The 12923-nt window shown below is 76.2% G+C and carries 18 protein-coding genes; 9 read left to right on the forward strand and 9 right to left on the reverse strand.

Translation table 11 applies throughout. From position 1 onward, the window contains the following. Positions 1–6: 6 nt before the first annotated feature. Positions 7–531, reverse strand: a complete 525-nt coding sequence (locus CHC04_RS22860) for a DUF488 domain-containing protein (RefSeq protein WP_089406255.1) — start codon at positions 529–531, stop codon at positions 7–9. 84 nt (positions 532–615) lie between these two features. Between CHC04_RS22860 and CHC04_RS22865 the strand changes: the two genes are divergently transcribed. Beyond that, complete coding sequence (locus CHC04_RS22865; RefSeq protein WP_089406256.1) at positions 616–1770, forward strand: MFS transporter; 1155 nt, start codon at positions 616–618, stop codon at positions 1768–1770. 15 nt (positions 1771–1785) lie between these two features. On the opposite strand, the gene CHC04_RS22870 is transcribed toward CHC04_RS22865, so the two are convergent. After that, on the reverse strand, positions 1786–2217 hold the full coding sequence (locus CHC04_RS22870) for an Lrp/AsnC family transcriptional regulator (RefSeq protein WP_089406257.1): 432 nt from the start codon (positions 2215–2217) through the stop codon (positions 1786–1788). 103 nt (positions 2218–2320) lie between these two features. On the opposite strand from CHC04_RS22870, the gene CHC04_RS22875 reads away from it, so the two are divergent. Then, a complete protein-coding gene (locus CHC04_RS22875; RefSeq protein WP_089406258.1) occupies positions 2321–3358 on the forward strand; it encodes an ornithine cyclodeaminase in 1038 nt (345 codons plus the stop codon). After that, entirely contained in the window at positions 3355–4347 is a 993-nt protein-coding gene (gene ctlX, locus CHC04_RS22880) for a citrulline utilization hydrolase CtlX (protein ID WP_089406259.1), read from the forward strand. Before CHC04_RS22875 ends, ctlX begins: the two co-directional genes overlap by 4 nt. A gap of 16 nt (positions 4348–4363) precedes the next feature. Here the strand turns inward: ctlX and CHC04_RS22885 are convergent, their stop codons facing one another. The 7 genes from CHC04_RS22885 to CHC04_RS22915 form a co-directional block, all read right to left on the reverse strand. Then, the gene (locus CHC04_RS22885; protein WP_089406260.1) at positions 4364–4711 is read right to left on the reverse strand and encodes a hypothetical protein; all 348 of its coding nucleotides are present in this window, start codon (positions 4709–4711) and stop codon (positions 4364–4366) included. 118 nt (positions 4712–4829) lie between these two features. Beyond that, positions 4830–5648: an ABC transporter permease subunit gene (locus CHC04_RS22890; RefSeq protein WP_089406261.1), complete on the reverse strand. Its 819-nt coding sequence runs from the start codon at positions 5646–5648 to the stop codon at positions 4830–4832. Further along, positions 5645–6565, reverse strand: a complete 921-nt coding sequence (locus CHC04_RS22895) for an ABC transporter ATP-binding protein (RefSeq protein ID WP_089406262.1) — start codon at positions 6563–6565, stop codon at positions 5645–5647. The genes CHC04_RS22890 and CHC04_RS22895 overlap by 4 nt, the downstream gene beginning before the upstream one ends. 141 nt (positions 6566–6706) lie before the next feature. Next, on the reverse strand, positions 6707–7798 hold the full coding sequence (locus tag CHC04_RS22900; RefSeq protein ID WP_089406263.1) for an NAD(P)-binding domain-containing protein: 1092 nt from the start codon (positions 7796–7798) through the stop codon (positions 6707–6709). A 27-nt stretch (positions 7799–7825) separates the two neighbouring features. Next, positions 7826–8167 (reverse strand): hypothetical protein, encoded by a 342-nt coding sequence (locus CHC04_RS22905; RefSeq protein WP_141233900.1) that lies wholly within the window; start codon positions 8165–8167, stop codon positions 7826–7828. 22 nt (positions 8168–8189) lie between these two features. Beyond that, on the reverse strand, positions 8190–9050 hold the full coding sequence (locus CHC04_RS22910) for an NAD(P)H-binding protein (protein WP_176450157.1): 861 nt from the start codon (positions 9048–9050) through the stop codon (positions 8190–8192). After that, positions 9047–9676: an NAD(P)-dependent oxidoreductase gene (locus CHC04_RS22915; RefSeq protein WP_089406266.1), complete on the reverse strand. Its 630-nt coding sequence runs from the start codon at positions 9674–9676 to the stop codon at positions 9047–9049. The genes CHC04_RS22910 and CHC04_RS22915 overlap by 4 nt, the downstream gene beginning before the upstream one ends. Positions 9677–9732: 56 nt before the next feature. Between CHC04_RS22915 and CHC04_RS22920 the strand changes: the two genes are divergently transcribed. The 6 genes from CHC04_RS22920 to CHC04_RS23795 all read left to right on the forward strand — a co-directional run. Continuing rightward, positions 9733–10206, forward strand: coding sequence for a MarR family winged helix-turn-helix transcriptional regulator (locus CHC04_RS22920; RefSeq protein ID WP_176450158.1), 474 nt, complete (start codon positions 9733–9735; stop codon positions 10204–10206). Positions 10207–10301: 95 nt separating this feature from the next. Beyond that, positions 10302–11441 carry a zinc-dependent alcohol dehydrogenase gene (locus CHC04_RS22925; protein ID WP_245817677.1) on the forward strand — a complete coding sequence of 380 codons (1140 nt, stop codon included), beginning with the start codon at positions 10302–10304 and terminating at the stop codon, positions 11439–11441. A gap of 9 nt (positions 11442–11450) precedes the next feature. Beyond that, positions 11451–12032: a hypothetical protein gene (locus CHC04_RS22930; RefSeq protein ID WP_089406269.1), complete on the forward strand. Its 582-nt coding sequence runs from the start codon at positions 11451–11453 to the stop codon at positions 12030–12032. Between the two features lie 36 nt (positions 12033–12068). Then, on the forward strand, positions 12069–12260 hold the full coding sequence (locus CHC04_RS22935) for a helix-hairpin-helix domain-containing protein (protein ID WP_089406270.1): 192 nt from the start codon (positions 12069–12071) through the stop codon (positions 12258–12260). Positions 12261–12268: 8 nt separating this feature from the next. After that, positions 12269–12568, forward strand: coding sequence for an antibiotic biosynthesis monooxygenase family protein (locus CHC04_RS22940; protein WP_089406271.1), 300 nt, complete (start codon positions 12269–12271; stop codon positions 12566–12568). Between the two features lie 65 nt (positions 12569–12633). Continuing rightward, positions 12634–12923: transposase (locus tag CHC04_RS23795; RefSeq protein WP_176450159.1), on the forward strand; the 290-nt coding region annotated here is incomplete at its 3' end.

Consider the following 12923-nt stretch of genomic DNA (forward strand, 5'->3'; position numbering starts at 1 on the left):
ACGCCGTCAGCCGGGCCAGTGGACCTGCCCGTCGTCGCCGAGCACCGCGCCGGCGGACGGGGTGTGCGGGGTGAGCCGCCCGTCGGGCATCAGGTGGTGCACCGGCACACCACGGGCGAGGACGGCGACGTCGGCGACGATCCGCCGGTGGCAGCGCCACCACACGCTCTCGCTGCACATCACCGCGACGGTGTCCGCCGCCGCCCCGGTGAGCACCTCGTCGAGCGCCGCGGCGAACTCCGGCGTGCGCGTGTGCGCGGCGTAGGCGGCGAACTGCGCGACGGTCCACCAGCCGTCGGCGACCGGCTCGCCCGGCGGGAGCCGGCGCCGCCCGCCCAGCCGGGCGTCCCAGCGGTAGCCGATCCCGCAGGCCGGCAGCCACTCCTCGAGCACCTCGCGCCGGACGTCGGGGTTGCTGCGGCTGCCGGGGAACCTGCGGACGTCGACCACGCACCCGACCCCCGCCGCGGTCAGCCGGGCGCCCAGGGCGGTGCGGTCCTCGGGTCCGTGGCCCACGGTCAGCAGCGGCACCGCCCCTGACTACCCGACCCGGCCGTGTCCGCGGTCACCGGTCATGCTGATGGGTCGGGCGCCGCGCCCGCGGAGGGGAACGGGATGGTCGAGAGCACGACGCGGGACCGGACGTCGCTGTGGCGGCTGCCGGCGATGCGGGCACTGGTCGGCGCGACGGGGCTCGGCTTCGCCGGGTACTGCCTGACGCTGGCCTCGCTCCCGGCCTACGCGGTCGCGGGCGGCGCCTCCGCCGACACCGCGGGCGTGGTCACCGCGGTGTTCCTGCTGGTCACCGTCGCCGGCCAGTCGGTCGTGCCCGCGCTCACCGCCCGCCACGGCCTCGGGCCGGTGCTCGCCGGCGGGCTGGTCCTCCTCGGTGTGCCGAGCCCGCTGTACGTCCTCGACGACGGCGTCCTCTGGCTGTCGGCGGTCTCCGCCGTGCGCGGGGCGGGGTTCGCGGTGCTCACCGTCCTCGGCGCGGTGCTCGCCGCGCAGGTCGCCCCGGCCGACCGGCGCGGTGAGTCGATCGGCCTCTACGGCCTGGCCATCGCCGTCCCCAACCTGCTCGCCGTGCCCGCCGGCGTCGCGCTGGTCCTCGACGGCCACGCCGCCTGGCTGGCCTGGCTGGCCGCCTCCCCGGTGCTGGCGCTGCCGCTGGTGCCCGGCCTGGCCCGCAGGGTGCACTGGGAGGGGGCGGCCGGCGGGTCCTCGCGCGCGGCGGTGCGGGCCGCGCTGGCGCCGTCGGTGGTGCTGCTGCTGGTCACCCTGGCCGGCGGCGGCCTGATGACGTTCCTGCCGATCGAGCGGCCCGACGGCTCGGTGGCGACGGCGGCGCTGCTGCTGTTCGGCGTCACCGGCGCGCTCACCCGCTGGCGCGCGGGCCTGCTCGCCGACCGGGTCGGCACCCGCCGGCTCGTGCCCGCGGCGCTGCTCGTGGGCGCGGCCGGGCTGGCCGTGGTCGCGCTGGGCCTGCAGGTGGGTGACGTCGTCGTGCTCGCCGGTGCCGCCGTCTTCGGGGCCGGCTACGGCGCGGTGCAGAACCTGACGCTGGTCACCGCGTTCACCCGCGCCGGGGAGGGCGGCTCGACGGCGGCCAGCGCGCTGTGGAACGCCGCGTTCGACGCCGGCACCGCCGCCGGCGCGCTGGTCCTCGGCCTGGTCGCCGCCGGGGTGGGCCTGCCGTGGACCTACGTGCTGGTGGCCGGGGTGCTGCTCGCCGGGCTGCCCCTGGCCCGGGTGGCGACCCGCCCGGCCTGACGCGCGCGGAGCCGCTCAGCGCAGCACGGAGGTCAGCAGCAGGCTGGTCTGGCTGTTGATGATCCCGGGCACCGACCGGATCCGGTTGAGCAGCCGGTCGAACCCGACGAGGTCGACCGTGCGGTGCTCGGCCACCAGGTCCCACGCGCCGTTGGTCGAGTGCATCGACTCGATCTCCGGGAAGCCGCGCAGCCGCCGGATGACGTCGTCGGTGGAGCGGCCCTCCACCTCGATCAGCGACACCGCCCGCACGCCGCCGGACGCCGCCTCGTCGCGCACCCGGACGGTGAAGCCCACGATCACGTCGTCGGCCACCAGCCGGTCGAGGTGGCTGGTCACCGTCGCCCGGGTGACGCCGAGCCGCCGGGCGAGCTCGGCGACCGGGGCCCGGCCGTCCTCGCGCAGGGCCGACAGCAGCCGGCGGTCGAGGTCACTGAGATCCGCCACGGGCAGACCGTACGTCGGCGGTGGGCAGACTGCCTACCCCGTGAGCATGACGCGCGCTCCCTGCTCATTGTGTGTGCAGATCGCCAAGTCATACCGTGAATGCATGACCATGTTCGTCGACGTGCGCAACATGATCCGCTGGACCGCCGAGACCGGCCCCCAGCAGATCATCGACGGGATGTCCCGCTACATCGAGGACGACTTCCGGCGCTGGGAGTCCTTCGACAAGATCGCCCGCGTGGGCAGCCACACGCCCTTCGGCGTGATCGAGCTGATGCCCACCAGCGACGGCGAGACCTACGCGTTCAAGTACGTCAACGGGCACCCGAGCAACCCGGCCCGCGGCTTCCAGACCGTCAGCGCCTTCGGCGCCCTGGCCGACGTGTCCAACGGCTACCCGGTGTTCCTCGCCGAGATGACCCTGCTGACCGCGCTGCGCACCGCCGCGATGTCGTCCATGGTCGCCCGCCACCTCGCCCGGCCCGACTCGCGCCGGCTCGCGCTCATCGGCGCCGGCAGCCAGTCGGAGTTCCAGGCGCTGGGCATGCGCGCCGCCCTGGGCGTCGAGCAGGTCTCCGTCTGGGACACCGACCCCGCGGCGATGGACAAGCTGGTCCGCAACCTCCAGCCGCTGGGCTTCGACGTGCACGTCGCCCGCTCCGCGCAGGAGGCGGTCCGGGGCGCCGACGTCGTGACCACCTGCACCGCCGACAAGGCCCGCGCCACCGTGCTGCAGGCGGAGTGGGTGGAGCCGGGCATGCACATCAACGCGATCGGCGGCGACTGCCCCGGCAAGACCGAGCTCGACCCGGCGATCCTGCTGCGCGAGGACACCGACGTCTTCGTCGAGTTCCCCCCGCAGACCTGGATCGAGGGCGAGATCCAGAACATGCCGGAGGGCTTCCCGGTCATCGAGCTGTGGGAGGTCGTGACGGGGCGCCGGGCCGGGCGCACCTCGGCCGAGCAGGTCACCCTGTTCGACTCCGTCGGCTTCGCCATCGAGGACCTCTCCGCGCTGCGCTACGTGCGCGACGCGGTGCGGGGCACCGAGTGGGTCGACGACATCGACCTGGTGGCCGAGCCCGAGGACCCCAAGGACCTGTTCGGGATGGTCGCGGCGTTCACGCCGATCCCCTCGTGACGCCGCCGGACCTCTCCGGCCAGGCGCCCGCCGCCGTCGTCCTGGTCCGGCCCCACGCGTTCCAGCCCAACCCGCAGACGATCGCCGACAACGCCTTCCAGGCGGCCGAGGTCGGTGAGGACCCTGCGGTCCTCGCCCGCCGCGCGCACGACGAGGTCACCGCGCTCGCCGACGCCCTCACCGGCGTCGGCGTGCGCGTGCACCTGTTCGACGACCCCGAGCCCGACCGGCCCGACAGCGTCTTCCCGAACAACTGGGTGTCCACCCACGCCGACGGGCGGGTGGCGCTGTTCCCGATGTACGCGGCCAACCGCCGCCGGGAGCGGCGCGGGGACGTCGTGGAGTTCCTCAAGGCCGCCTACCGCGTGCACGAGGTGGTCGACCTGTCCGGCCTCGAGCACGACGGCGTCTTCCTCGAGGGCACCGGCGCGATGGTGCTCGACCACGTGCTGCGGGTGGCCTACGTCGCCCGCTCGCGGCGGGTGGACCCGGTCGCGCTGGAGCGCTTCTGCCGCGTCTTCGGCTACCAGCCGGTGGTGTTCGACGCCCTGGACGCCGCCGGGCGCCCGATCTACCACACCAACGTGATGATGAGCGTGGCCGGCGAGTACGCCCTGGTGGCCCTGGAGCTGCTGCCCTCGGCCGCCGAGCGCGAGCAGCTGCGTGCGCGGCTGGAAGCCGGCGGGCGCACCGTCGTGCCGCTGACCGCCGCGCAGATCGGCGAGTTCGCCGGCAACGCCATCGAGGTGCAGGGCAGCGACGGGCCGGTGCTGGCGCTCTCGGCCCGTGCGGCGGCGAGCCTCGACGCCGACCAGCGCCGGGTGATCGAGCGGTCGGCGCGGCTGCTGCCGGTGGCGGTGCCCACCGTCGAGCTGGCCGGCGGGTCGGTGCGCTGCATGATCGCCGGCGTGCACCTCGAGCCGCGGGTGGCTGCCGCTCCGGCCCCGGCGTCCCCGGTCGCCGACGGCGCCGAGCCCGTCCTCGCGTAGGACCCGCGCCGCCGGCTCAGCCGGCGACGCGGTCGGCCGCGGCGCGCAGCGAGCGCAGCAGCAGGATCTCCTCCGCCGAGCGGCGCAGCCACGCGCGCAGCGCGGCGGGGTCGTCGCGGGCGGCGTCGCGGACGGTGCCCAGGTGCAGCTGCCGGGTGTTGGCCTGCGCCCGCTGGGCCGGCGGCAGGGCCCGGGCCTCGCTGCGGGCGACCGCGGTGAGCGCGGCGCCGACGTAGACGAGGGCGCGCACCTCGTCGACGTCGGCGAGGACGGCGTCGGCACCGGGTCCGTCACCGGCCTCGAGCCGGCTCAGCAGCAGGTCGGCGCGCTCGCGGCCCAGGGCGGTCGGGTCGGGGGAGGTCACCCCTCCACTGTGCCCGCCTCCCGGCCGGAGCCGGGAGGCGGGCAGGTGAGCTGCTGGAACGGCCCCCTCGCAGGGGCCCACGCCGAGCGTGCGAGGCGTGGGGGGTGAGGGGGTCCTTCTAGGCGTCGCGGCGGGTGAAGACCACCGCGGCGACGGCGAGCAGCACGGCGACCTCGGCGGCGAACACGGCGAACCCGGTCCACGGCTCGAGCAGCACCGGGTTGAACGTCTCCGGCGCCGCGATCCGCGAGCCGGCGTTGCCCGGCATGAGCTTGGTCAGCCACTCGCCGAGCGCGCCGGGCAGCAGCATCACCAGGTTGCCGACGAGGAACACCAGCGCCAGCACCACCGACACGACGGCGGCGGTCGAGCGCAGCAGCAACCCGGCGGCCATGGCGAACAGCCCGAGCCCGGCCATGTAGAGGCCGCTGCCCAGCAGCGAGCGCACCATCCCGTCGTCGCCGAGGCCGATGCCGATGCCCTCCGCGGACAGGAACGCGTTGCCGCCGAGCCAGCCGAGGAACGCCGTGACGACGCCGGCGACGAACAGCGTGGCGGTGAGCACCAGCGCCTTGGCCGCCAGCACCGTGCCGCGGCGGGGGGTGGCGGCCAACGTCGCGCGGATCATCCCGGTGCCGTACTCGCTGGTCACCGTGAGCGCGCCGAGGACCACCGCGGTCACCTGCGCGAAGACCAGCCCCCAGGTGATGAACGCGCCGACCGGCTCGCCGGTCTGCCCGTCGGCGAGGTCGCGGGCGACCAGCGCGCACACCAGCGTGGTGAGCCCGGCGCCGAGCGCGACCATCGCGGCCACCGACCACCCGGTGGAGCGCACCGACCACAGCTTGATCCACTCGGCGCGGACGGCGCGGGACAGCCCGGCGCCGCCGGAGGGTGCGGCCGCGGCGCGGGGCGGGGTCAGGACGGGAGCGGTCACCGGGTCACCTCGGCGGGGCGGGCGGCGGCGTACTCGACGCTGCCGGCGGTCAGGGTCATGAAGGCCTCCTCCAGCGAGGAGGTGACGAGGCCGAGCTCGTGCAGGACGACGCCGGCGCCGGCGGCGAGCTCGCCGGTGGTGACGGTGTCGGCGCCCTGCACCCGCAGCTCGTCGCCGTCGCAGGTGACGTCGGCGCCGGAGCGGCGGAGCAGCTCGGCCAGCTGCGCCGGCTGGGGGGTGCGCACCGTGACGAAGGAGGCGGCGTGCTCGGCGATGAACTCGGCGGTGGAGCAGTCGGCCAGCACCCGGCCGCGGCCGATGACGACGAGGTGGTCGGCGGTCAGCGCCATCTCGGCCATGAGGTGGCTGGAGACGAGCACCGTGCGTCCCTCGGCCGCGAGGTCGCGGGCCAGGGTGCGCACCCAGCGGATGCCCTCGGGGTCCAGGCCGTTGACCGGCTCGTCGAGGACGACCACGGGCGGGTCGCCGAGCAGGGCGGCGGCGATGCCCAGCCGCTGGCCCATGCCGAGGGAGAACCGGCCCACCCGCTGGTCGGCGACCGCCTCCAGCCCGACCAGGCCGAGCACCTCCTCGACCCGGGCGCGGGGGATGGCGTTGCTGGCGGCCATCCAGCGCAGGTGGGCCCGGGCGGTGCGGCCCGGGTGCAGGGCGCGGGCCTCCAGCAGGGCGCCGACGGCGCGCAGCGGGGCGGGGGAGTCGGCGTAGCGGGCGCCGTCGACGGTGACCGTGCCGGAGGTGGGCCGGTCCAGGCCGATGACCATCCGCATCGTCGTGGACTTGCCGGCGCCGTTGGGGCCGAGGAAGCCGGTCACCCGGCCGGGCCGGACGGTGAAGGAGACGGAGTCGACGGCGAGCCGCTCGCCGTAGCGCTTGGTCAGCCGGCTGGCGACGATCACGGGGTCACCGCCGGGGTGGGGAGGCCGAGGAGGTCATGGACGGGAACGCTCCCGCTCCGGGGCCGCCCGGCACATCCGGGCCTTCCCCCGACCCGACCCTGATCCGCCCCCGACGGCGCGGTGGGGGGCGACCCCGGGAGGTCAGGCGGTGCGGGCCAGGTCGCCGGTGGCGTCGTCGGCGGCCAGCAACCGGCGCAGGGTGACCGCCGCGCTCCGCCCGGCCCGGTTGGCGCCGATCGTGCTCGCGCTCGGCCCGTAGCCGACCAGCTGCAGGCGCGGCTCGTCGACGGCGGAGGTGCCCTCGACCGGGATGACGCCGTCGCGGGTGCGCAGCCGCAGCGGGGCGAGGTGGCCGACCGCGGCGCGGAACCCGGTGGCCCAGAGGACCACGTCGGCGGGCACGAAGCGGCCGTCGTCCCAGGCCACCCCGTCGGGCGTGAGGCGGTCGAACACCGGCAGGCGGGTGAGGACGCCGTCGTCCAGGCCGCGGCGCACCCACGGGGTGACCACCAGCCCGGTCACCCCGACGACGCTGCCGGGCATCCGGCCGGCACGGACGGCCTCGGCCACCCGCGCCACCGCCGCGCGGCCCTGCTCCTCGCCGAAGGGGCCCTCGCGCCAGACCGGGGGACGGCGGGTCACCCAGGTGGTGCGGGCGACCGGGGCGATCTCCCCGAGCAGCTGCACCGCCGACGCGCCGCCGCCGACCACCACCACCGACCGCCCGGCGAACTCCGCGGCGCCCCGGTAGTCGGCGGTGTGCAGCTGGCGACCGCGGAAGGTCTCCCGGCCCGGGTAGTACGGGACGAACGGGCGGGTCCAGGTGCCGGTGGCGTTGACGACGCCGCGGGCGCGCCACACGCCGGCGTCGGACCCGACGAGGAACCGCCCGTCGCCGCTGCGGCGCACCGCGGACACCCGCACCGGCCGCTGCACGGGCAGGGCGAAGCGCCGCTCGTACTCGGCGAAGTAGGCCGGCACCGCCTCGGCGGCGGGCAGGTCGTCGGAGGCCGGCGCGAACGGCAGCCCGGGCAGCTCGTGGACGCGGTGGGTGGTGGCCAGCGTCAGCGAGGACCAGCGGTGCTGCCAGGCCCCGCCCGGTGCGGCGTCGCCGTCGAGGACGACGACGCCGCTGCCGGGCGCAAACCCCTGGCGGCCCAGGTGGTACGCGGCGGACAGGCCGGCCTGGCCCGCGCCGACCACCACGACGTCGACGTCCCGCGGGCTGCTCACACCCGCGCAACGCCGGCCGGTCGGCCGCTATGCCGGGGTCAGCCGCCCGAGCTCCGTGCCGGTCAGCGTCACCGCCGCGGGGTCGTACCCGAACCGGACGACGACGGCGCCCGGGCGGGCCTCCACCAGCCAGGCCGTGCGCGGCCCGCCGCCGTCGGCCGGGCGGTACTCCCAGCGCCCGGCCAGCAGCGCCAGGCCTCGGCTGCGCAGGAAGGACAGCGCCTCCTCGCGGGTGGGGAAGGTCCGCAGCGGCGTGCCGGGGACGGCGTGCGCCAGCCACCCGCCGTCGCACGGCGCGGCGGTCAGGTGGCCGACGAGCTCGCCGTCCTCCGGACGGTGCACCGGCTCGAGCACGGGGGGAGTGGTCATGTCCTCCATGCTGGGGACGGGCTCAACCGGTTTCCGGCCGCCAGGCGTCGGCGTGCTCCTCGACGAACCGCCGCAGGGTCGTGGGCTCGCGCCCGAGCAGGCGGGCGAGGTCGTCGGTGGTGCGCGCGGCCAGGCCCAGCCGGGTGGTGGTGAACAGCAGGGTCATGACCAGGACCAGCCCCGCGGGTGTGCCCTCGCGCCGCTTCTCGCGGGCGAAGGCGACCACCCCGGGGTGCGGGTAGACCACCGGGCGGCCCAGCACCGCCGATAGGGTGGCCGCGATCTCGGCGAAGGTCGGCGCCTCGGGAGCGGTCAGCTCGTAGGCGCGGCCCTCGTGCCCCGGCTCGGTCAGCGCCCTGGCGGCCACCTCGGCGAGGTCGCGGACGTCGACGTGCGCGGTGCGCCCGTTGCCCGCCGGCACCGAGATCCGCGACCGGTCGCGGATCTCCTCGCGGTGCACGGTGAGCAGGTTCTGGTAGAAGTTCGCCGGCCGCAGGTGGGTCCACGCCAGGCCGGTGGCCTCCACCCGCTTCTCCAGCGCCCGGTGCGGCAGCAGCGGGTTGCGCCCGGCGGCCTGCACCGACAGCAGGACCACCCGCCGCACCCCGGCGGCGACGACCGCGTCGAGGAAGGGCTGCAGGCGCTCGGTCCGGGCGACCTCGGGCGGGCGCAGCAGGAACAGCGCCTCGACGCCGTCGAGCGCGGCCGGCCAGCTCGCGGCGTCCTCGAGGTCGAGCCGGACGGCGGGCACCCCGGGCGGGAGCCCGGCGGACGCCCGCCCGGGGTCGCGGGCGCCGGCGCGGACGTCGACGCCGGGCGCGGCCAGCCGGCGGACGACCTCGCTGCCGACCGTGCCGGTGGCGCCGGCGACGAGGACGCTCACGCGTCGGCCGCCACGACGAACGGCGCCGCCGACAGCCACTCGCGTCCCTCGGCGAGCTCGACCATGGCCAGGGCGACGTCGGCCTTGGCCACCGGTGCCGCGCGCAGCCCGGGCGCCTCGGAGGTCAGGCGGTAGCGGCCGGTACCGGGCCGGTCGGTGAGGCGTGGCGGGCGCACCTGCGTCCACTCCAGCCGGGAGCCGGCGAGGACCTCGTACTCGCCCTCCTTGTCCTCCACCAGGTCGCGGGCCAGCCGGTGGGTGAGGCCGGAGACGAACCGGGCGCCGCGGCCCTTGCGGTCACCGGGCAGGTCGGCCCCGGCGCCGGAGACGCCGACGAACCGGCGCGCCCCGGCCGCGTCCATGGCGGCCACCAGCCCGGGCAGCACCGCGCGGCCGACGTCCCCGCCCGAGCCCCTGGTGACGCCGACGCACCACAGGACGGCGTCGGCGCCCTCGACCGCCTTCGCCACCAGGGCGGCGTCGCGCACGTCCCCCGGGCGCTCGGTCACGCCCGCGTGCCCTGCCGCGGTGCGCGCCACCGCCACCACCGCGTGCCCGCGCTCGGCCGCCAGCCGCACCGCGTGCCGGCCCACGCCGCCGGCGGCCCCGAACACCACCAGGTCCACGTCCGTCTCCCTCCGTCAGGTGTCCTGACACGATGGTGTCAGGTAGCCTGACGGCCGTGCAACGCCGGGAGGAGCTGCCGCTGGCCCACCTGCTGCTGCAGGCCGGCCGGGCGTTCGACGCCGCGCTGCGGGAGGAGCTGGCCGCCCGCGGGTGGCCGCGGCTGAGCGCCGCGCAGTCGCTGGTCTTCGCCTACCTCGACCGGCAGGGCACCGCGCCGGCGGAGCTGGCGCGGCGGCTGGGCACCACCCGGCAGGCCCAGCAGGACCTGGTGGCCGGCCTGGTGCGCCTCGGGCTGGTGGAGACGGTGACCGACCCCGCCCGGCGGCGCGGCCGGCTGGTGCGGCTGACCGGCAGCGGGCGCGCCCTCGCCGCCGACGCCGGCGGCGTGCTGGCCGGCATGGAGGAGGAGCTCGGCGAGCGGGTGCCCGCGCTGCGGCGGCTGCTCGCCGAGGTCACCGGCGTGGCCGGCAGGTGGCGGCGGGCCGCCGACGGCGAGGCTCCCGGCGGCCTGGGCGCGACGGCCGACTGACGCCGCCCGGTTTCCGGCGCGGGGGCGCCGGGCACGGCGGGAGGACCGGCGGTCGGCGCCGGTCCCCGTCGAGCCAGGGAGGTCGCGTGCGGGCGATGGTCTACCGCGGGCCGTACAAGGTCCGGGTCGAGGACAAGGACGTCCCGGCGATCGAGCACCCGAACGACGCGATCGTCCGGGTGACGCTGGCGGCCATCTGCGGTTCCGACCTGCACCTCTACCACGGCCTCATGCCGGACACCCGGATCGGGCACACCTTCGGCCACGAGTTCATCGGCGTCGTCGAGCAGGTCGGCCCGTCGGTGCAGAACCTGGCCGTCGGCGACCGGGTGATGGTGCCGTTCAACGTCTTCTGCGGGTCGTGCTGGTTCTGCGCCCGCGGCCTGTACTCCAACTGCCACAACGTCAACCCCAACGCGACCGCCGTCGGCGGCATCTACGGCTACTCGCACACCACCGGCGGCTACGACGGCGGCCAGTCGCAGTTCGTGCGCGTCCCGTTCGCCGACGTCGGTCCGGTGCGCATCCCCGAGTGGATGCACGACGAGGACGCCGTCGTCATGACCGACGCCGCCGCGACCGGCTACTTCGGCGCGCAGCTCGGCGAGATCGCCGAGGGGGACACGGTCGTCGTCCTCGGCGCCGGGCCGGTCGGCCTGGTCGCGGCGCAGTCGGCGTGGCTCATGGGCGCCGGCCGGGTGATCGTCGTCGACCACCTGCGGGAGCGGCTGGAGAAGGCGCGGACGATGGCCCACGCCGAGACGCTGGACTACGACGAGGTCGACGACGTCGTCGTCGAGCTCAAGAAGCAGACCGACCACCTCGGCGCCGACGTCGTCATCGAGGCGGCCGGCGCGGAGGCCGACGGCAACTTCCTGCAGCACGTCACCGGGACCAAGCTCAAGCTGCAGGGCGGCTCCCCGGTGGCGCTGAACTGGGCCATCGACGGCGTGCGCAAGGGCGGCACGGTCTCCGTCGTCGGCGCCTACGGGCCGATCCCCAACGCGGTGAAGTTCGGCGACGCGCTGAACAAGGGCCTGACCCTGCGGATGAACCAGACGCCGGTGAAGCGGCAGTGGCCGCGGATGTTCGAGCACGTCCGCAACGGCCACCTGACCCCGCGCGAGGTGGTCACCCACCGCTTCCCGCTGGAGGAGATCGCGGAGGCCTACCACGTCTTCTCCAGCAAGCTCGACGGCTGCATCAAGCCGGTGATCGTGCCCGACGCGGCCTGAGGAGCCCCCGTGACCGAGCCCGACGTCCCCAGCGCCTACGTCCGGGACAAGCGCACCCCACCACCCAGCCGGGAGGAGCTGCGCGCCCGCATACCCGGCTGGGGCGCCGACCTCGACCCGGCCGACCGGCCCTCGTACCCGAAGCTGCAGTACCCGGCCGACACCGGCGCGCGCTGGGACTTCCCCGAGCGCCAGCCCGGCAGCGAGGGACGGGAGCACTCGATCGAGCACGCCTTCGTCACGCCGGTGTTCGGCACCGCGCAGCCGCTGCGGGGCCTCTCGGGGGCGATCCGCCGGTTCGCCTACGCCCGCTTCAGCGAGGGCCGGCTCGCGCACTGGCTGCTGCTCATCGCCGGTGACCGGGTCGACGCGTGGGAGCACCACCTGCGCTCGTTCGCCACGCTGCGGCCCGACGTGCCCGCCACCGGCCTGCGGACGGAGTTCACCCGCGGCGGGCTGCGGTCACGGCGTGGGCGCAGCGACGCCCGGCACCAGCTGCTCGACCCGGTGGTCGTCGTCGGGCCGTGGCTCGCCGGCGCCGGGGCCGCGGTGCTCGGCGTCCGGAGGGTGGTGCGCGCCGTCCGCGGCTGAGTGCCCGGCGCTCCACGCCGGCGCTACCGTCCGCCCGTGACCCCTCTCGACGAGCTGCCGCGCATCGGCGCCCCGGCCACCCGCGCGCTGCACGGCGCCGGGTACACCGGCCTGGGGCAGCTGGCCGGTGTCCCGCGCACGACGCTGGCCGCGCTGCACGGCGTGGGCCCCAGGGCGCTGCGGATCCTCGACGAGGCCCTGGCGCAGCACGGGCTCGCGCTGGGCTGAGCCCGCCCGTGTACCTGCGGATCTGGGCGTACGACGTCCCGCCGGGAGCGGTCGGCCGGTTCGTCGCTGCCTACGGGGCCGACGGCGACTGGGCGCGGCTGTTCGCCCGGGCCGCGGGCTTCGCCGGCACGGAGCTCTTCGGCGGGACCGAGGTCGGGACCCGCTTCCTCACGGTCGACCGCTGGCGGGACGAGGCGGCGTGGGCGGCGTTCCTCGAGCGGTGGGGCGAGGACTACCGGGCGCTCGACGTGGCGCTCGCCCCGCTCACCAGCCGCCAGGAGCTCCTGCTCGAGGGGGCGTCGCCCTAGGGCGTGTCTGACGGATCTTGGCGGTTTGGATCGGCAGGCTCCGGGCGATGCGACAGCATCGAGCGGTGGTCTCCGATGAGGCGTGGGCGTGGATGGAGCCGTTGCTGCCGTCCTCGGCCGGTCGGCGTGGAGGGCGGTGGCGTGATCACCGGCAGGTGATCGAGGCGATCGCCTGGAAGTACCGCACCGGCTCACCGTGGCGGGAGGTGCCCGAGCAGTTCGGGCCGTGGCAGACCGCCTATGAGCGGTTGACCCGGTGGAGCTCCGATGGCACCTGGGCCAAGTTGCTTGCCCGCGCCCAATCCGATGCCGATGCCGCGGGTGAGTTGGACTGGCTGGTCGCGGCCGATTCCAC

Origin of the sequence: Geodermatophilus saharensis, assembly GCF_900188205.1 — a bacterium.
Classification (GTDB): Bacteria; Actinomycetota; Actinomycetes; order Mycobacteriales; family Geodermatophilaceae; genus Geodermatophilus; species Geodermatophilus saharensis.

Excerpts from the sequence above, each read along its gene's own strand:
- CHC04_RS22865 (WP_089406256.1), top strand. The coding sequence starts at position 616 with ATGGTCGAGAGCACGACGCGGGACCGGACGTCGCTGTGGCGGCTGCCG.
- CHC04_RS22875 (WP_089406258.1), top strand. The coding sequence starts at position 2,321 with ATGACCATGTTCGTCGACGTGCGCAACATGATCCGCTGGACCGCCGAG.
- CHC04_RS22905 (WP_141233900.1), bottom strand. The coding sequence starts at position 8,167 with ATGACCACTCCCCCCGTGCTCGAGCCGGTGCACCGTCCGGAGGACGGC.
- CHC04_RS22925 (WP_245817677.1), top strand. The coding sequence starts at position 10,302 with ATGGTCTACCGCGGGCCGTACAAGGTCCGGGTCGAGGACAAGGACGTC.